This window comes from Allomuricauda sp. TY007 (assembly GCF_010468565.1).
GTDB lineage: Bacteria > Bacteroidota > Bacteroidia > Flavobacteriales > Flavobacteriaceae > Flagellimonas.
Genome location: NZ_WUEG01000009.1, coordinates 1 through 18,117 on the forward strand (window position 1 = coordinate 1; position 18,117 = coordinate 18,117).

Annotated in this window: 17 protein-coding genes; 16 read left to right on the forward strand and 1 reads right to left on the reverse strand. The window is 40.6% G+C overall.

What is annotated here, in order from left to right; genetic code table 11:
- From GO009_RS10880 to GO009_RS10955, 16 genes are all read left to right on the forward strand, one after another.
- Positions 1–990 (forward strand): CHAP domain-containing protein (locus tag GO009_RS10880; protein WP_163626232.1); only part of this gene is annotated, 990 nt, incomplete at its 5' end.
- Positions 991–1,000: 10 nt separating this feature from the next.
- The gene (locus GO009_RS10885) at positions 1,001–1,459 is read left to right on the forward strand and encodes a hypothetical protein (protein ID WP_163626233.1); all 459 of its coding nucleotides are present in this window, start codon (positions 1,001–1,003) and stop codon (positions 1,457–1,459) included.
- Positions 1,460–1,485: 26 nt separating this feature from the next.
- Positions 1,486–2,187: a hypothetical protein gene (locus tag GO009_RS10890; protein WP_163626234.1), complete on the forward strand. Its 702-nt coding sequence runs from the start codon at positions 1,486–1,488 to the stop codon at positions 2,185–2,187.
- Between the two features lie 3 nt (positions 2,188–2,190).
- Positions 2,191–2,673, forward strand: coding sequence for a hypothetical protein (locus GO009_RS10895; protein WP_163626235.1), 483 nt, complete (start codon positions 2,191–2,193; stop codon positions 2,671–2,673).
- Positions 2,649–4,115 (forward strand): hypothetical protein, encoded by a 1,467-nt coding sequence (locus GO009_RS10900; protein WP_163626236.1) that lies wholly within the window; start codon positions 2,649–2,651, stop codon positions 4,113–4,115. Before GO009_RS10895 ends, GO009_RS10900 begins: the two co-directional genes overlap by 25 nt.
- A 177-nt stretch (positions 4,116–4,292) precedes the next feature.
- Entirely contained in the window at positions 4,293–5,090 is a 798-nt protein-coding gene (locus GO009_RS10905; RefSeq protein ID WP_163626237.1) for a hypothetical protein, read from the forward strand.
- Between the two features lie 4 nt (positions 5,091–5,094).
- Positions 5,095–5,601, forward strand: a complete 507-nt coding sequence (locus tag GO009_RS10910; RefSeq protein ID WP_163626238.1) for a hypothetical protein — start codon at positions 5,095–5,097, stop codon at positions 5,599–5,601.
- Positions 5,588–6,001, forward strand: a complete 414-nt coding sequence (locus tag GO009_RS10915; protein ID WP_163626239.1) for a hypothetical protein — start codon at positions 5,588–5,590, stop codon at positions 5,999–6,001. The genes GO009_RS10910 and GO009_RS10915 overlap by 14 nt, the downstream gene beginning before the upstream one ends.
- 270 nt (positions 6,002–6,271) lie before the next feature.
- Positions 6,272–7,912 (forward strand): TldD/PmbA family protein, encoded by a 1,641-nt coding sequence (locus GO009_RS10920; protein ID WP_163626240.1) that lies wholly within the window; start codon positions 6,272–6,274, stop codon positions 7,910–7,912.
- Positions 7,913–7,939: 27 nt separating this feature from the next.
- Entirely contained in the window at positions 7,940–9,256 is a 1,317-nt protein-coding gene (locus GO009_RS10925) for a TldD/PmbA family protein (protein WP_163626241.1), read from the forward strand.
- Between the two features lie 90 nt (positions 9,257–9,346).
- The gene (locus GO009_RS10930; RefSeq protein WP_041802089.1) at positions 9,347–9,967 is read left to right on the forward strand and encodes a DUF4159 domain-containing protein; all 621 of its coding nucleotides are present in this window, start codon (positions 9,347–9,349) and stop codon (positions 9,965–9,967) included.
- A 10-nt stretch (positions 9,968–9,977) separates the two neighbouring features.
- Positions 9,978–10,982, forward strand: coding sequence for a MoxR family ATPase (locus GO009_RS10935; RefSeq protein WP_163626242.1), 1,005 nt, complete (start codon positions 9,978–9,980; stop codon positions 10,980–10,982).
- Positions 10,982–11,881 carry a DUF58 domain-containing protein gene (locus GO009_RS10940; RefSeq protein ID WP_163626243.1) on the forward strand — a complete coding sequence of 300 codons (900 nt, stop codon included), beginning with the start codon at positions 10,982–10,984 and terminating at the stop codon, positions 11,879–11,881. Before GO009_RS10935 ends, GO009_RS10940 begins: the two co-directional genes overlap by 1 nt.
- Positions 11,882–13,162: a BatA domain-containing protein gene (locus GO009_RS10945; RefSeq protein ID WP_262887005.1), complete on the forward strand. Its 1,281-nt coding sequence runs from the start codon at positions 11,882–11,884 to the stop codon at positions 13,160–13,162.
- A complete protein-coding gene (locus GO009_RS10950) occupies positions 13,159–15,393 on the forward strand; it encodes a tryptophan-rich sensory protein (protein WP_163626245.1) in 2,235 nt (744 codons plus the stop codon). The genes GO009_RS10945 and GO009_RS10950 overlap by 4 nt, the downstream gene beginning before the upstream one ends.
- Complete coding sequence (locus GO009_RS10955) at positions 15,386–17,140, forward strand: hypothetical protein (RefSeq protein WP_163626246.1); 1,755 nt, start codon at positions 15,386–15,388, stop codon at positions 17,138–17,140. Before GO009_RS10950 ends, GO009_RS10955 begins: the two co-directional genes overlap by 8 nt.
- Before the next feature lie 59 nt (positions 17,141–17,199).
- Here GO009_RS10955 and GO009_RS10960 read toward each other — a convergent pair whose 3' ends face one another.
- Positions 17,200–18,081: a cation diffusion facilitator family transporter gene (locus GO009_RS10960; RefSeq protein WP_163626247.1), complete on the reverse strand. Its 882-nt coding sequence runs from the start codon at positions 18,079–18,081 to the stop codon at positions 17,200–17,202.
- Positions 18,082–18,117 lie beyond the last annotated feature (36 nt).

Sequence of the window (18,117 nt, forward strand, 5' to 3'; positions counted from 1 at the left end):
AGTGAAGGCAATGGCGAAGCAAGCTTTACGGTGCCCTGCGATTGGGAGAACAAGCACAATAAGGACAAAGAAGGCCAGCCACGTCATTTCTATTTAAAAGAAAAGGAAAGCGGCGAGGAGTTCCCGAGGGCCTACTACGTAAAGAACCCCAACAAAACAGATGAGGAGAACAAAAAGAACAGCCAGCGTATAGGTGCCTTGATGTTAAAAGTGGCCAAGAGCCTTGAGCGGGACAAGGCCCAAGAAAAGAGCAGTGCCGTGGTGCTTGGGGAGGAGTTGGTGATGGAAGAGGACAAAGTAAAAGATTCCAAAAAAGAAAAAAGGGCTCCTTGGATGGAAATTGCAAGGAAGGAAACGAAAAAGGCAAAAGGATTGCCAGAAAGTTTAGAGCCGCTTTATGGAATGGTTCAAAAATATCACGATAACTCCCATATTAAAGATAATCCAAACACAACGAGAGTAGAAAATGATCCGACATCTGTAGCGTGGTGTTCTTCTTTTGTCAGTTGGTGTTTGGATGAGACAGAATACAAAGGAGTTAAAAGCGCAGCATCAAGACACTACATTTCTAACTCTTCTGAAAATAAGCATAAACTTAAAAGTAATGTGGTTAAGGTTGAAGAACCGTTTTATGGGGCAATTGCTGTTTTTTCAGATTGTGATAGTGCTGGAAACACAAAAACATCTGGTCACGTAGGGTTTGTATTTGGTAAGTTAAAGGATGGGAAAATAGCCTTGTTAGGAGGGAATCAAGGAAATAAATTAAAGATATCACCATACGATTGTTCTGGCAAAGCATTTTATTCATACCAGAAAGGAAATGGAACCAAGGTGTATAAAATTTTTAGAGGATATTTTAAACCTAAAGACTACACAATTAAAGAAGCAGATAAGCTTAACAATAATGATGTATATAAAAATGTAAGTGTCGCAAATTTTAAAGTAACTTCAATAGAAATAGATACTTCTGAAGGAGAATCATCGAGATAATAAACCTGATATGAAAAAAGTGAACATATTCTTATTTGTATTGTTATCATTATGTGCTTGCAAAGAAAATGGACATGCTAAAAATTGTCTTACAGTATCTGATGATAAAATTATAAACACTTACTTTTTAGATATGAAAAAAGCCATTGAAAGCAATGATAGGGAAAAAATTAAATCTCTAATCGAATTCCCCATTCAATCCGGTTTATATGAGGAATTTAATAGCACTGATTTTACTAAAAATGAATATCTCTTCAGTATGGTTAGCTCATACCTTGTTGAAGACTTAATTGATAAAAAAGAAAATTCTGATTTGAAAAGAAGTGTAAATTATATATCCGACAATGATTCAAAATGCCATATTTATGAGGTGTCAAATATATTTCCTGAACAGGAATTTGCGGTTTTTTTCTACTTAGAAAAAATCAATGGCAAAATAAAACTGGTCAAAATTGATTTTGCAGGTTAAACAAGGTAATGAATTAAACTTTTTAGATGAATTACCGCAGCGTTTACTATGCGTCCAACCCGAACAAGACCGAAGAAGAAAACAAAAAGAACAGCCAGCGCATAGGTGCCTTGATGCTAAAAGTGGCTAAGAGCCTTGATCGGGACAGGGCCCAAGAAAAGAGCAGTGCCGTGGTGCTTGGTGAGGAGCTGCCTCCACCAGAGAAGAAAACCTTGGAAGAAGGAGCCTGCCCTGAATGTGGGAAGAAGCATGTGGATATAGGAAAACCAGAGCATTGGGTTACTCAAAAACCTAAAGAGTGCTGGGCTGCGTGTATAAAGATTCTTACTAATTATGGATTGCCTCAATATTCTGGTTATCCAGATAAGAGAATAATAATTGCTAATCAGGTCGGGGACAAGATGATAAAGGCTCATTATACAAAAGGAATTTCTTATATAAATGAGCAATTAGAAAAAGGCAACCCAATACTAGTGGGAGTTGATAGGTCATTAGCGGCAAATACTTACAATTCGCATAAAGCCACTGACCATTTTGTGGTTATTGTTGGAAGAAAATGCAATGGTTCATCGGTTATTTACCTCTTTTATGAAGTGGGTACAAAATACGAGGAAAAAGGAGTGAGTATGGACAATTTTCTAGAAATAAAAAATGGTCTATTAATTGGCTCTCCCATTTATAACAAGAAGCATAAATATACTGTAACAGAGGTCAGGAAAAATTTATAAAACATGAAACATACTATCTATATATTTATCTTTTTAATGTGTGTTTCGTGCTTTAAAAAGGTTAAAAGAAACTTAGACAACCCTTTATCTGAGCGTACTTTATTAAGAGTAAAACCAACAGATTCGGGCAATATCATTTTTAATTCCTGTTGGGCGAATGTTCCAAAAATCAAATTTTATAAAGGGGATAGTTTGTATCGAGATTGGGGACAGGAGTCACATAATTACCATATAAAATCATATAGAAAAAAAGAGAATCTTATCATATATGAGATAATCCCTTCGTATATAAAAAAGTCAGGTGACTTAGGAGATAAAATAGAGAGTTTAAAAATTTCAGTAAAAGATTCTCTGTATGTCAGTATAAATAATGATCTGTTTATAGATAGTTTGTATTCTTCTCTTTTACCATACTATAAACAACCATGTGAAGAATGTTATGAGAAAGAACTATGTGATAAGTGGAAAAAAAATGGCGAGTGGTAAAAGGCGATACGGTAACAGTGAAGGTAGAGACAAGGAACCTAGTTGATAAGACCTTGGTCTTCAACTTATGGGAAGAAATCAATTGGGGCTTTGACAGGGAACTCAGTGAGAGCATAAGCATTGCCATAAACGATGAAGGCAAGGGAGAAGCCACATTTACCGTGCCCGAGAGCTGGAGGGAATATGGCGACCCGAACCAAGTAAGGAAGTACTATCTTAAGGAGAAGGAGAGCGGTGAGGAGTTTCCGAGGGCTTATTATGTAAAGAACCCGAACAAGACAGATGAGGAGAACAAAAAGAACAGCCGCAGGATGGAAGCATTGATGTTAAAGGTAACGGACAACCAAACCTTGGACGAGGCAACAGAAAAAAACAGTGCCGTGGTGCTTGGTGAGGAACTGCCTCCGCCCGAAAAGAAAACCTTGGAAGAAGGAGCCTGCCCTGAATGTGGAAAGAAGCATGTTGACTTGAGAAATGCATTGACTTTTGAATCTCAAGCTCCAGGGTCATCTAATTGCGGTTCAATTGCCAGGAACATAATAAAGCAGTTGGGGATTAATTGTGAGGGTTCGGTTAATCAAGAAGGAAAACCTGTTTTTTATCAATTGGCCATGGAAAATAAAGACCACTCAGAATTGGTTTTTAGGGAAGGACCTTCAAGATTGGGACTAAAATACCTAGATACTGCTCTTGATAGAGGGTATCCTGTGAGAGTGGGTGTAAATCATCATCTAAGAAAGAAAAAGACCAGAAACAGGAACATCAATGAATATACTACCGACCATTTTGTAGTTGTTGTGGGCAGAAAATGTGTTAATGGGTTGATAAATTATGTGTTTTGGGATGTAGGTTCATCTAGGGGAGCAAGTACCGAATGGGTTTTTGAATTATGTGATGGATATAAGCTAATTGCCAATAAAACCTATAGATCAGATAAAGCAAAATATACTGTAACCCAAATAGCAAGATTAATAAAAGGCGGGACATTCATAAAAATTCTCAGTATCATGCTCCTTGTTTTTTTAAACTCATGCACTTTTAATTATAAGTCCAAACATCCTTTAGAAAATAAGACTCTGATTGAAGTCAAAGAAGATGGTCAGGGAAATCTATACAATTATCAAGATTGTGAAGTGAGTGCCCTAAAATATAGATTTAAGAACGGCAGACTATATGTTTTATTTCATCAAGATGAAACAAATAACATGACCATAAAAAAGATTGAGAGGAGGTATGATACGACTGTTTACCATACCGATGGGTATTACAATTATACTTTTGGCTTTTATCGGTTAGATTCTTTAAGATGGAGCGAGACCCGCTACCATTCAATACTTGTAGATAGTCTTTATGCAGCTAAATTACCCATCAGAAAGCGCCCCTGTTTGGAATGTTGGGATGAGGAAGAGTGTGAAGAAAGGATTAAAAACGGTGACTGGTGAAGGTAACTAGTAGAAATTATATAGGGGAAACCTTGGAGTTTGAGGTATGGGAGGACAAAAAACGGGACAACCACACGGATGAATACAGCACATTGGGACACCTGGGACGATGAAAAACTGCCAGAGACCGTACAGATAAAGATAGACAGCGAAGGCAATGGCGAAGCAAGTTTTACGGTGCCCTGCGATTGGGAGAACAAGCACAATAAGGACAAAGAAGGCCAACCACGCCATTTTTATTTAAAAGAAAAGGAAAGCGGTGAGGAGTTTCCGAGGGCTTATTATGTAAAGAACCCGAACAAGACAGACGAGGAGAACAAAAAGAACAGCCGCAGGATGGAAGCATTGATGTTAAAGGTAACGGACAACCAAACCTTGGACGAGGCAACAGAAAAAAACAGTGCCGTGGTGCTTGGGGAGGAGCTGCCTCCACCTGAAAAGAAAACCTTGGAGGAAGGGGCATGCCCTGAATGCGGGAAGAAGCATGTGGATATAGGAAAACCAGAGCATTGGGTTACTCAAAAGCCTGGATTATGCTGGCATGCTTGTGAAAAAATTCTTATGAATTATGGCTTGCCAAACGGATCTGGGGGGAAAGGAGATATAAATTATTCTAATGCAATACAGGTAACAGAAGAAGTAAATGGAAAGCTAGAAACGAAAAAGGCAAAAGAAGGAATTGAATATTTGGATAAACAGCTAGATATTGGAAATCCGATTCTTGTGGGAATTGACCATACAATAGGATTAAAGAGAAATGAAAAGACAACAGACCATTTTGTTGTAATAGTAGGAAGAGGCTGTAACAAAGGGAAAGTGTTCTATACATTTTATGAAGTAGGGACAAGACATAAACATAAAGGAACCAGTAATCTGAATAAGTTCAAGTTAAACAAAGATAATACTTTAAAAGGGTCTCCCATCTACAGCCCAAACAAGAAATATACAGTATCTCAAGTAAGAAAGAATAAATAATATTATGAAACTTCATTCATTCGTTCATTTATTCATTTGTTTACTTGTTATATATAGTTGTGAAAAGAACAAAGATTTTAGCTATGAAGAATATTTGATTGGTAAAACTTTTATACAAGTAACACCTAATGGCACTGGAAATGTTTTGTATCTGCCCTGTGATGCAAATATCCTTAAAATTAGATTTGGAGAGACATTATTTCAAGACTATGGACAGGAACAATCTGATTTCAGGAAATGGGGGATAAAACAATACTTTCAAGACAGTGTTAAAATATATTATCATTATGATGGTAAGGAGGCTCCTAACACATTAGATATTAAAATCGATAGCATAAATCATTTTATTGAATATAATAATGTACGCTATTTGGATAGTGTTTATGCAATTAAACTGCAACATATAGTACAACCATGTGAAGAGTGTTATGAGAAGGAGTTATGTGATGAATGGAAAGAAAATGGAGAATGGAAAAAATTTATCAGAAATCAATTTGGTGGCCGACTCTAAAATAGACATAAACGGCCAAGGTTTTGGCGAAGCAAGCTTTACAGTGCCCTGCGATTGGGAGAACGCACACAATAAAAACAAGGAAGGCCAACCACGCCATTTCTATTTAAAAGAGAAAGAAAGTGGCGAAGAGTTCCCAAGGGCCTATTATGTAAAGAACCCCAACAAAACAGATGAGGAGAACAAAAAGAACAGCCAGCGTATAGGTGCCTTGATGTTAAAAGTGGCCAAGAGCCTTGAGCGGGACAAGGCCCAAGAAAAGAGCAATGCCGTGGTGCTTGGGGAGGAGTTGCCTCCACCTGAAAAGAAAACCTTGGAGGAAGGAGCCTGCCCTGAATGTGGGAAGAAGCATGTGGATTTAAGAAGAACTTTGAAAAGCAAAAAGCCATTCGGACTGTAACAAAAATTTACAGAAAGCGACTCAAAAATATGGAGCATTACTTTTTGTTAAAAAAGTGTCAAGATTCAAGAGTGTGGATCAATCTGAAAACAAATCATTGTTTATTTCTTTATGCAGTAACAAACTATAATCTCTAATCTAGGATTTTAGGTTAAAATTAACATAAAGCTAAATGAGCACTACTTAATTTTAAGGCCCATGGGTTTGGACAGACCGATTTTTAACATACACCGCCCATTTTTAATTCAAAATAAATCAAATAACTAACTTATGAAAAGAAGAGATTTTGTACAGTACGCTGGTATGGGTGCAGGGGCCATAATGATGCCCTCGCTTCTTTTGGGGAATGATATTCCTGCAGAAGCGTTGCTCGAACCAGGTATGGATACCGTACTTAAAAAGAAAATGGCCGATGTAGCCCTAAATACGGCAAAGTCCATGGGGGCCACCTATGCAGATGCCCGAATAGGAAGATATTTAAACCAATATGTTTTCACTAGGGAAGATAAGGTTCAAAATGTGGTGAACACAGAATCCTTCGGGATTGGAATACGGGTGATTGCCAACGGAACTTGGGGCTTTTCCTCGACCAATGATGTGACCGAGGACGGTATAAAAAAAGCTACCCAACATGCCGTTTCCATAGCCAAAGCCAATTCCAAGATTCAGAAAGAGCCCGTAGTGTTGGCTCCAGTTGAGGCACATGGCGAGGTTTCATGGAAAACACCCATAAAAAAGGACTTTAAAGAAGTACCTATCTCCGAAAAGGTTGATTTGCTTTTGAGCGCAAACGCCGCTGCCATGGAAAACGGTGCCAACTTTGTGAACTCTGCCCTTTTTATGGTGAACGAGCAAAAGTATTTTGCCTCTACCGATGGATCATATATTGATCAAGACGTACATCGTATTTGGCCAACCTTTAATGTTACGGCCATCGACCGTGCAGCAGGTAAGTTCAAAAGCCGCCAGGCATTGAGTGCGCCGATGGGTATGGGCTACGAGTACATGGATGGTCTGGAATCGGAAAAACTCTCAGGACCCGAGGGCATTACGCTGTACAATAGAAGTTACGATATTATCGAGGACGCCACCATGGCGGCCAAGCAGGCCAAACAAAAATTAACGGCAAAATCGGTTGAAGCCGGTAAATATGATTTGGTTCTTGAACCTAACCACCTTGGATTGACCATTCACGAATCTGTAGGCCACCCATTGGAACTTGACCGAGTGCTGGGTTACGAGGCCAACTACGCAGGCACTAGTTTTGCTACATTGGATAAATGGAAATCAAAAGACTTTAATTACGGAAGCGACATTGTAAACTTGGTTGCCGACAAGACCCAAGTGGGATCTTTAGGTGCCGTAGGTTATGATGATGAGGGCGTAAAAACCAAAAAATGGGATTTGGTCAGAAACGGAACCTTGGTCAACTATCAGGCTATCCGAGATCAGGTTCACATGATCGACCAAAACGAATCGCACGGATGCTGCTACGCTCAAAGTTGGGAAGATGTACAATTCCAACGTATGCCTAATGTTTCCTTGGAGCCAGGTAAGGAGAAGTATTCTTTACAGGATATGATCAAGGATGTGGACAAAGGAATCTACATTTTGGGCCGTGGTTCGTACTCCATTGACCAACAACGTTACAACTTCCAGTTTGGAGGAACCTTGTTCTACGAAATCAAGGACGGTGAAATTGTAGGTATGCTCGATGATGTAGCTTATCAATCCAACACTCAGGAATTCTGGAATTCTTGCGTTAAAATTTGTGATAAGGACGATTACAGATTGTTCGGTTCATTTTTCGATGGAAAAGGACAACCATCCCAAGTAAGTGCCGTATCACACGGTAGTTCCACATCAAGGTTTAATGGAATCAACGTAATCAACACAGGTAGGACCATTTAAGGTTTATTCAAATTAAATAATAAGACAATGGCTATATATACAAAAGAAGAAGCAAAAAAGATTTTGGAAAAGGCTTTGAGTTTTTCCAAGGCCGATGCCTGCGAAATAAACCTAAGTGGAAGTAACAGCGGTAATATCCGATATGCAAGAAATACCGTATCCACTGCAGGGTATCGCTCAACCCAAAGTTTGGTTGTACAATCAAGTTTTGGTAAAAAAGTGGGTACTGCAACTATTGACGAGTTTGATGATGCATCCTTGGAGAAAGTGGTGAAAAGAGCGGAGGAACTAGCTCAATTATCACCGGAAAACCCAGAGTTTATGCCTCCTTTGGGGCCACAAGAATATGATGAATCCATCACTTTTAAAGAATCTACCGCCAATGTAACACCAGAATACAGGGCGGAGGTAGCCAATAAAAGTATTGTTCCCGCGGCGGCGAAAGATGTAACCGCAGCAGGTTTCTTAGACGATTCGGCCCAGTTTTCAGCCATGATCAATTCCAATGGACTTTTTGCTTACAACAAATCCACCGATGTAGATTTTACCGTTACCATGCGTACCAACGACGGTACAGGGTCAGGTTGGGTGACTAGGGATTATAACGACATCTCCAAGTTTGATGCGGATGAGGCATCAAAAACGGCGATAGACAAAGCAGTAATGTCCAGAGAAGCCCGTGCCATAGAACCAGGAAAGTACACGGTAATTTTGGAACCGGCAGCATCCATTGGCCTATTGCAAAACATGTTCCGATCTTTTGATGCACGATCTGCCGATGAGGGTAGGAGTTTTATGTCCGCAAAAGAAGGTGGAAATAAAATTGGGCAAAAAATAGTGGACGAACGCGTTAATATTTGGTCAGACCCCTTACATCCCGATGTGCCGACATCCACTTGGAACGGAGCAGGGCAACCCTTAAAGAAAACCAGTTGGATAGAAAATGGTGTGGTGAAGAACTTGGCCTACAGCCGTTACTGGGCAGAAAAGCAAGGCGTGGATCCCGTACCATTCCCAAGTAACGGGATAATGGAAGGTGGGGACGAAAGTCTTGAGGATATGATCAAAGGCACCAAAAAAGGTATCTTGGTCACACGCTTTTGGTACATACGAAGTGTAGACCCACAAACCCTATTGTATACTGGTTTGACAAGGGACGGAACTTTCTACATTGAAAATGGGCAAATCAAGTTTCCTGTCAAAAATTTTAGGTTCAACGAGAGCCCGATTATTATGTTGAATAATTTGGAATCCCTTGGGCAACAGGTACGTGTCGATGGAAACTTAATACCTTATATGAAGATTCGTGACTTTACGTTCACCAGTCTTTCGGACGCGGTATAACCATAAGGATTGAAACAAACTGGTGGTCAGGTTATCCTTGACTGCCAGTTTTTATTTTGGCAAAGATTTTAGCCTACGACCCAAATAATGTTGGACAACGAATTCTTTTTTACACGATTGCAGTACGAATCAGGAGATTGGGATGTGGATCAGCGTATGCCCTCCAATTTGTTGAATTCCTTGGTCGAGTACACCACCTTAAAAGTGGATACACAGGAGAAAATCATTACCCTGGCCAGCGACGATATTTTCAAAAGCCCATTCTGTTATATTTCCGGCCATAAATTGGTTCAGTTCACCAAAAAGGAACGGGAAAATTTTGAAAAATATGTGCGAAATGGCGGTTTTGTCTTTGCAGATGACTGCAACCACGATATCGATGGACTTTTTGCCAAATCGTTCGAACGCCAGATGGAAGAAATATTCGGGCCAGGAGAACTACAAAAAATTCCCAACGACCACGAAATCTATACCATTTTCTTTGAGTTTGATGATGGTCCCCCCACCACATCCCAAGAACTGAACGGTTGGGGAGATGACCTAGTGCACGATTATCTGAAAGCCATCATAATAAATGGAAGAATTGGTGTGCTTTACAGTAACAAGGACTATGGCTGCGAATGGGATTACGACTTTAGAAACAAACGCTGGTACAAAATAGACAATACCCGATTCGGGGTGAACATTGTGTTATACGCTTTAACCTCTTAACGATACTAATTTGGATAAAAAACTACAACAAATTGCAAGTGAAGTAGAAGGGCTCTCAGAAAAACTGACCGCTCTTAAAAAAGAAATTGGCAAAGTCATCATTGGCCAAGAGGACACAGTTTCCCAACTGCTCATTACTTTTCTTGCAGGTGGGCACGCCTTGCTCGAAGGTGTACCGGGATTGGCCAAAACATTGATGATCCGAACGCTCTCCAACGCCATCGACTTAAAATTCAAACGGATACAGTTTACCCCCGATTTAATGCCGTCGGATATTATCGGAACAGAAATATTGGAAGAGGACCATACAACGGGAAAAAAATTCTTCAAGTTCAACAAAGGGCCGATATTTTCCAATATTATTTTGGCGGATGAGATCAACCGAACACCCCCAAAAACACAGGCTGCTCTTTTGGAGGCCATGCAAGAGTTTGAAGTGACCTATGGCGACAAAACCTATCCTTTGGATAAACCTTTCTTTATTTTGGCAACACAAAACCCCATTGAGCAATCAGGAACCTTTGTATTGCCAGAAGCACAACAGGATAGATTTTTGCTCTACATCAAAATAGGTTATCCAACGGACGAAGAAGAGACGCAAATTTTGAAGGCAACCACGGGAACCAAAAAAGCCCAGTTGAACAAGGTGCTTTCAGGCGAAGACATTGTAAGATTACAACAATTGGTTCGTGAAGTTTCCATTAGCGATGGGTTGATTCAATACGTGAGCGATGTGATTCGGGCCACTCGTCCCGATACGACTTCCGTGGACTACGTGAAACAGTGGGTGGATTGGGGTGCAGGCCCTCGTGCCGGTCAGGCGATGATTTTGACCGCAAAAGCCAATGCACTTTTGGAAGGTAGACTGGCCGTGACTCCAGAGGATTTAAAAACCGTTGCTCTGCCCGTACTAAGGCATAGGGTACTGGTGAACTTTAGAGCCGATGCAGAAGGAATCACATCGGATACGGTAACGAAAGAAATACTGAAAGTAGTTCAATTAAGGGATAAATAATGGCAGCAAGGGACTACCACGACCTTTTACAACCCGAAGTTATCAATACCGTATCGGGCCTTAACTTGATTTCGCGTATTGTGGTGGAGGGATACATCTCTGGTTTGCATCGGAGTAAAAGTGTGGGTCCTGGCATGGAATTCAGTCAATACCGAGGTTACGAACCTGGGGACGACCTACGATTGCTAGATTGGAAGATGTTGGCCCGTTCAGGTCGCTATTACATCAAACAATCCGAAGTGGAAAGTCATGTCACCGTTAAGTTTATTGTAGATGCCAGTGCTTCCATGGAGCACGAAGAAAACGGAATTTCCAAATTGGAATTTGCCCGTGTCATAGTGGCCTGTCTGTCCCACATGGCACAGAAACAGGGGGATTCCGTAGGGCTTTTTGCGCTCAACGAAGATGATTTTGTGAGCATTTATCCCAAAGCGGACCAAAAGCACTTCAACCGTTTGTTATTGGAATTATTAAAGATTTCCACCAAAGGGAAATGGCCCGAACTCTCCATTGCTTCCAAAAGAATCCACAATAGGGGAGAAAAGGAACTGGTATTTTTCCTGACCGATATGTACGAGGACCTCTCCGAGCTGTCCGACTTTGTGAAGAACTTCAAAACGGCCAACAATGAGGTGGTGGTGCTTCAAATTATGGCTGGAAAAGAAATGGATTTTGATTATAAAAAATCCGTTGTTTTTGAAGATTTGGAAACAGGGGCAAAGATAAAAGTGGATGTGAACAAAGCTAAGGCATCCTATTTAAAAGCTTTGGAGGAAAAAGTAAAGCAGACCAAGGAGCGATTGCTCTCCCAAGGAGTAAACTATCATCTTTTTAGAATGGATGATGATTTGGGAGATGCATTGCAGCTCTTTTTAAAAGAACGAATACGATTGGTATAAATGGTTTTTGCGAATCCGTCATATCTCTGGGCACTTTTGGGACTTTTGGTACCCGTGGCCATTCATTTGTGGAGCAAAAAGGAGGCGAAAACCGTAAAAATTGGAAGTATTCAATTGTTGGACGAATCCAACTCCAGACAATCCAGTAGTATCCAATTGAACGAATGGTTCTTGTTGTTGCTGCGAATGTTGATTATTGCTTTGGTTGTTTTGTTGATGGCAGGTCCACAATGGCGTACCAAAGGCAGTCAAAAACAAATAACCTATCTCGTGGAATCGTCTATTGCCAATGAAGCATCCATCAGCTCTGTTTTAGATAGCTTACAAGAGGATTCGCCCGTTTTTTTATTGAAAAATGGTTTTCCTAAGTGGGAGGTCGATGCCGATTATCAAGCAGATATGGAGCAAGCCAACTATTGGCAATTGGTCCAAAAAATGGATTCGTTACGCTCGGATAGCATTGTGGTTTTCACCCAGGCGTTGGTAAAAGGAGTACGATCTATGAGACCTGCCACACAGAAAAAAATCCATTGGGTGGTTATGGAGCCACAAGAAACACAAGATAGACCCTTACTGGCGGTTAAACGAGATTCAGGGGTGGAATTGATTACTGCTTCAAGCAGCGGTAGAGCAACCAAAATCAAAAAGGAAGTATTGAATGAGGGCTTTAGTATCAGTAATGACAGCCTTCGTCTACTTTCCGAAGAACCTGTCACCATTCCTTTGAAAACTATAGATACCCTTCAAATCAATCTGTATGTGGATGATGGTTTTGAACGCGAAGGAAAATATATCGAGGCATCTTTTAGGGCATTATCGGCATTTTTGAAACAGGAAATTATCATTCATAAAGAGAATGAGAATGAGAAACCAGCCAGTAACCAAGTTGACTTGAACATTTGGTTAAGTAATGAGCCCAAGAATGATTCGGAAGGGAAATGGTTGGTTTATCAAGAAAACCCTTTGGCAAAACAGTTGATTGCATCGACAAATGCAAAAAACATATTCCATCTTACTTCAAGCTTAAATTCAAAAAACACGGTTGCTCAGCATTTGCCCGAACAGTTGCTCAGCACCTTGGATTTGGACAACGACCTTAAATCGTTGGTAAGTGAGGTTGATGTAAGACAATTGGACGAGGCAGCGCTCAAACCCAATTATGTGGCACCAAAACGGAAAAGGGAACGAGCAACTTTACTTGATATTTCCCTCTGGGTATTCTGTACGCTAACTGGGTTAATGATTGTCGAACGCTTGCTATCAAACTATAAAAAGCAATGATGGGAGCAGGGGCAATACAACAATTTCAGAAACGATGGCAGCATTCCAAATATGTGGAAGGGCTACTTTACGCTGTGGGATTTGGTGTTTTTTTATACCTGTTGACCCAGAACATTGCCTTGGGAGTCCTTGGTTTTTTAGTGTCGGTAGGGATTGCTTTGTGGATTTTAAAACCTTGGAAAGTAAGTTCGGAAAACGCCGTGGGCTATATTGATGCCCATGTACCCCAAGCGGGATTCAGCAGTGGACTTTTATTGTCACCGACTCATGAACTTTCCGATCTATCCAAATTGCAAAAATATCGGGTGGCTACGCAATTGGAGCCCGTTTTGTCCAAATTGAAACCTCCCCACAATTTATTCAGGGCGGCACTTACCATGTTTGGGCTAATTATTTTGGGAGTTGTCGGAAGCTTTGTACTTAACAAATATGAAAATCGATCAGGAAGAAGCCCGTCAAACAAGGAGCAAATCACTTTTGCCCCAAAAGATAGCCTTTCCACCACAACCGAGATTCCAGAATTGATAGCGACCAATATCACCATTGAATATCCAGCATATACAAGGAAAAGTACTTTGAATACTTCGGCTCCCAATATTAAAACTGTTGAAGGTTCAAAAATCACCTGGAACCTTAAATTTGATGGCGATGTACAAACAGTAAAGATGGATGTAATGGGTGAACACATTGATTTTACAAAAAATGAAGAATCGTATCGATTGACCAAGACGCTGACTGCATCGGGATTTTACAGTTTCACTTTTAAAGATGATAATGGAAATGATTACGTAAGTGATCTGTATTCCCTGGAAATGTTCAGTGATGAACCTCCCGTGATTGAAATTGAAGGCTTGGATAATTACAGTTACTTCGAATTTGATGATGATAAACGTTTGATACTCAATACCAACATTTCTGATGATTTTGGCATTGCTGATGCATATATCATCGCTACGGTGAGCAAGGGTTCGGGTGAATCGGTGAAGTTTAGGGAAGAGAGAATTCGTTTTGACAACGAAATCCCAGAAAGGGAAAAACAATTTCAATTAAAGCAGCCCTTGGATTTGGACGCGCTTAAAATGGACCCGGGGGATGAACTCTATTTTTATGTGGAGGCGTTGGATCAAAAAACGCCAACACCCAACATTGGACGTAGTGAGACCTATTTCGCTGTAATCCGAGATACGGTAACTGATGCTTTTGCGGTCGAGGGCAATTTGGGCGTGGATTTGATGCCCGACTATTTTAGGAGTCAGCGTCAATTGATTATCGATACCGAAAAACTCATTGCGGATAGACCCAATATTTCCGAAAAAGACTTCAAGTTCAGGAGCAACGAACTGGGCTTTGACCAAAAACAGTTGCGTTTAAAGTACGGACAGTTTATGGGTGACGAAACCGAAATGCAAACAGCACCAGGGCAAGTTTCACACGAAGTAGGAGAAGATGGGCATGAAGAAGGACATAAGGATGATGAAGAAGACCTTTTGGATAAATACAGTCACAAGCATGATAGCGATAATGAACACAATTTAGTGGAAGAGCAAGGACACGATCATGAAAGTGAGGAAGAAGAGGAAGATCCCCTGCACGATTATTTGCACAATCATTCGGACCCAGAAGCATCGACCTTGTTCGAAAAATCCTTGAAAGCTAAGCTTAGGGATGCGTTGAACATTATGTGGGATGCAGAGCTGCATTTGCGACTTTATGAGCCTGAAAAATCCTTGCCGTATCAATATGATGCCCTCAAAATAATTCAAGACATTAAAAATAGTGCCCGAATTTATGTGCATCGTATCGGTTTTGACCCACCGCCCATTAAAGAGGAAAGCAGGCTGAGCGGGGATATTGAAAGCATCAGCAATTATGATAAGCGACAAGAATTTGAATACCAAAAATCATTTGCATCCACAAGGCAAGCTATAGCTCGTTTGGAACTCCTGATTCAAGATAAAAAGCAGTTTGATGCAGCCGATAGTGCTCTTTTTGTTGATGCAGGAAACGAATTGGCACAAAAAGCCATTTCGGAACCCTTGAACTATTTAAATGTTTTACAAGGCTTACGCGATCTTGAAAAAGTGTCCAATAGAACCAAAGAGAATTATAAAGGAGTCCAAAAAAATCTATTGGAGGTAATTCCCGAGGTAGCGAACAATCCGACGAAAAGGGCCGAATACCAAGACGAAATCAATCTATTGTATCTAAAGGAATTAGGAGTTTATGAGTGATGGGGCGGTGTTTATGAACCAAAATTTGTTGTGGCCCGTGATTTTGATCGGTCTGGTGCTATGGGCGGTTTTTATCTGGAAAGAATGGTCGCAACGAAAGGAGCAAAGGTTTTGGGTCAAATTGATTACAGCTTTTTTGGCGATAGCCTCATTAGCGATGATCGTACTCAAGCCGAGTACTTGGCAAAAATCAGCTGGTGGAAAAGGGATTGTTTTGATCGAAGGATATCGACCTGAGCAGTTGGACAGTCTCAAATCAATTTACAAAAGCATACAAACCGAAGCGTATTCCAAAGGAAGAACATTGTCCATTGTGGAAGATGTGGACTCATTGTTTCTTCTTGGTCATGGTTTGGCACCTTTTGATTTTTGGCAGGTGGAGGATGAATCCGTTGCCTTTTTGGGTGGTGAAACGGTGGCGGGGTGGACAGACATCTCGTATAAAACTGAAATTCCCCTGGGCGAAGTTTTGTCCGTTAACGCCAAATATTCCAAACCAAAAGAGGGACATTGGGCCATTCTGACCGATAATGGGGGCAATCCTTTAGATTCTTTGCTTTTTGAAAAAGGACAGGAGCAGGTGTTGCAGTTTAATGCCAAACCCAAGGCAGGCGGACAATTTGTTTATCATCTTTTAGAGAAAAATAACAAAGGGGATATGGTGTCCGATGAGCCGCTCCCCATACAAGTGTTGGAAGGTGAACCCTTAAAGATTTTGATAGTAAATACTTTTCCCACTTTTGAGACGAAATACCTTAAAAATTTCTTGACAGAGAAAGGACATGAGGTGCTGGCCCGAACACAGCTTACCAAAGGTAAATACAAGTTTGAGTATTTTAATGGAGCGTCAAATCCCATTTATGGTTTTACAGAGGAGAGTCTGAAAGATTATGACCTTCTGATTATTGATACAGGTTCCTATACGGGTCTGGGAAGTGCTTCAAAAGCGGCAATGGAGAAGGTTGCCAAAATGAATGGATTGGGCATTTTTATCCAGCCCAATGAAAGTTTGTTCCGACTTTCCGAGAATCAGTTGCCATTACAGTTCAATCGTGATTTTGTTACTGAAACTTCGTTGGGTGAGCCAGCGCAAACCCTTCAAAAATATCCGTATAATTTTCAACAGGATGTTCCCGTACAAGAAATTTTGGTGGACTCTTTGGCGGTAGCGGCCTATGTTCCCGTGGAAAAAGGTAAAATGGGCACTACGGTGCTTCAAAACACCTATCAGTTGGTTTTAGACGGCAGCGATGGACTATATGCCAATATTTGGAGTCAAATTTTAAACTCTATTGTAAGAGGGCAAGATAGGGTAGTGGAATGGAAAGCTGTAACGCAAATTCCAAGACCTGATCAACCTTTTGAATTTGAACTTCGTACCTCTTTAAATAATTTGGAGGTCAAAACTGGGGAAGGGGCAAACATTCCTTTGCTTCAAGATGGTTTGGTACCCAATAAATGGACGGGAGTTGTATACCCACGAAAAACGGGATGGAACCAACTTCAGGCTTCCAATGATTCCATTTCCCAGTTTTTGTATTACGTTTTTAATGAAGACCAGCGTGAATCAGTCACAAGGTCAAAAACTTTGGAAGCCAACTTTCGCGAATTTGGAACTCAAAACAATTTTAGCACCTCTGTTTCAACAACAAAAGATGCCTTGAGACCGATTTCATCAGTGTGGTTTTATGGTGTACTTCTTTTATGTTTGGGTTGGTTATGGTTGGAGCCTAAGCTGTTTGACTAGGGGTTTTTATGGATGATTTTGAGGTGGTTGCAAGAACAAGGTTGTGCTTAGTATAATTTCTATTTATAAGTATATTCATTTGGCTCAATATGAATGAGTACATGTCCTAGGTTGGGAATTTCTTTTCGTAAATAATCTTTTAGATGATGAGCAATCCAATGGCCTTTTTCCACAGAAATTTTCCCATCTACAATGGCATGAAGATCTACATGATATCTCATTCCAGACTTACGGATAAAACATTTTTCAGTACCTAAAATTCCATCTACTTGCGAAGATTTTTTCCGAATCTCTAAAATTAGGTCATCGTATTGGTGCTCATCCATGATTTCGCCAAGTGCGGGGCGAAATATCAAATAACTATTGTAAAGTATAAAGGCCGATGCCAAAAGGGCTGCCCAGTCATCTGCCGTTTCATAGCCCTCTCCAAATAGTAGTGCTATGGAAATCCCCAAAAATGCCATTATGGAAGTTATCGCATCACTTCTATGGTGCCAGGCATCTGCCCGCAAGGAGGAACTTTGGGTTTGTTTACTTTTTCTGATGACTACTTGAAATGAAATTTCTTTCCATAGGATGATGCCTCCCAAAACAATCAATGTCCAAGGTTCTGGAATTTTGTGTGGGGTTTGAATGTGTTGAATGCTTTCGTAGGCAATGATGGTTGCCGAAGTCACCAAAAAGGCCACTACAATAAATGTGACCAGGGGTTCTATTTTTCCATGCCCATAAGGATGGTTCTCATCTGGTGGTTTTTCGGCATATTTGAAGCCCAACAAGACCAAAAAGGACGAAAAAATATCGGTAGTGGATTCTATGGCGTCGGCGATAAGGGCGTAGGAATTCCCGAAAAATCCAGCCAAACCTTTTATCAAGGCCAAGCCCACATTGCCAAGTATGCTAAAATAAGTGGTTCGTATGGCGGTTTTTTCGTTGCTCACTCTTTTTCATTAGATGTTGCTAAGATCGTGATTGCT

What these genes read in the sequence shown, in the direction of transcription:
- GO009_RS10885 (WP_163626233.1), top strand. Translation starts at nt 1,001, where the DNA reads ATGAAAAAAGTGAACATATTCTTATTTGTATTGTTATCATTATGTGCT.
- GO009_RS10890 (WP_163626234.1), top strand. Translation starts at nt 1,486, where the DNA reads ATGAATTACCGCAGCGTTTACTATGCGTCCAACCCGAACAAGACCGAA.
- GO009_RS10895 (WP_163626235.1), top strand. Translation starts at nt 2,191, where the DNA reads ATGAAACATACTATCTATATATTTATCTTTTTAATGTGTGTTTCGTGC.
- GO009_RS10910 (WP_163626238.1), top strand. Translation starts at nt 5,095, where the DNA reads ATGAAACTTCATTCATTCGTTCATTTATTCATTTGTTTACTTGTTATA.
- GO009_RS10920 (WP_163626240.1), top strand. Translation starts at nt 6,272, where the DNA reads ATGAAAAGAAGAGATTTTGTACAGTACGCTGGTATGGGTGCAGGGGCC.
- GO009_RS10925 (WP_163626241.1), top strand. Translation starts at nt 7,940, where the DNA reads ATGGCTATATATACAAAAGAAGAAGCAAAAAAGATTTTGGAAAAGGCT.
- GO009_RS10940 (WP_163626243.1), top strand. Translation starts at nt 10,982, where the DNA reads ATGGCAGCAAGGGACTACCACGACCTTTTACAACCCGAAGTTATCAAT.
- GO009_RS10945 (WP_262887005.1), top strand. Translation starts at nt 11,882, where the DNA reads ATGGTTTTTGCGAATCCGTCATATCTCTGGGCACTTTTGGGACTTTTG.
- GO009_RS10950 (WP_163626245.1), top strand. Translation starts at nt 13,159, where the DNA reads ATGATGGGAGCAGGGGCAATACAACAATTTCAGAAACGATGGCAGCAT.
- GO009_RS10955 (WP_163626246.1), top strand. Translation starts at nt 15,386, where the DNA reads ATGAGTGATGGGGCGGTGTTTATGAACCAAAATTTGTTGTGGCCCGTG.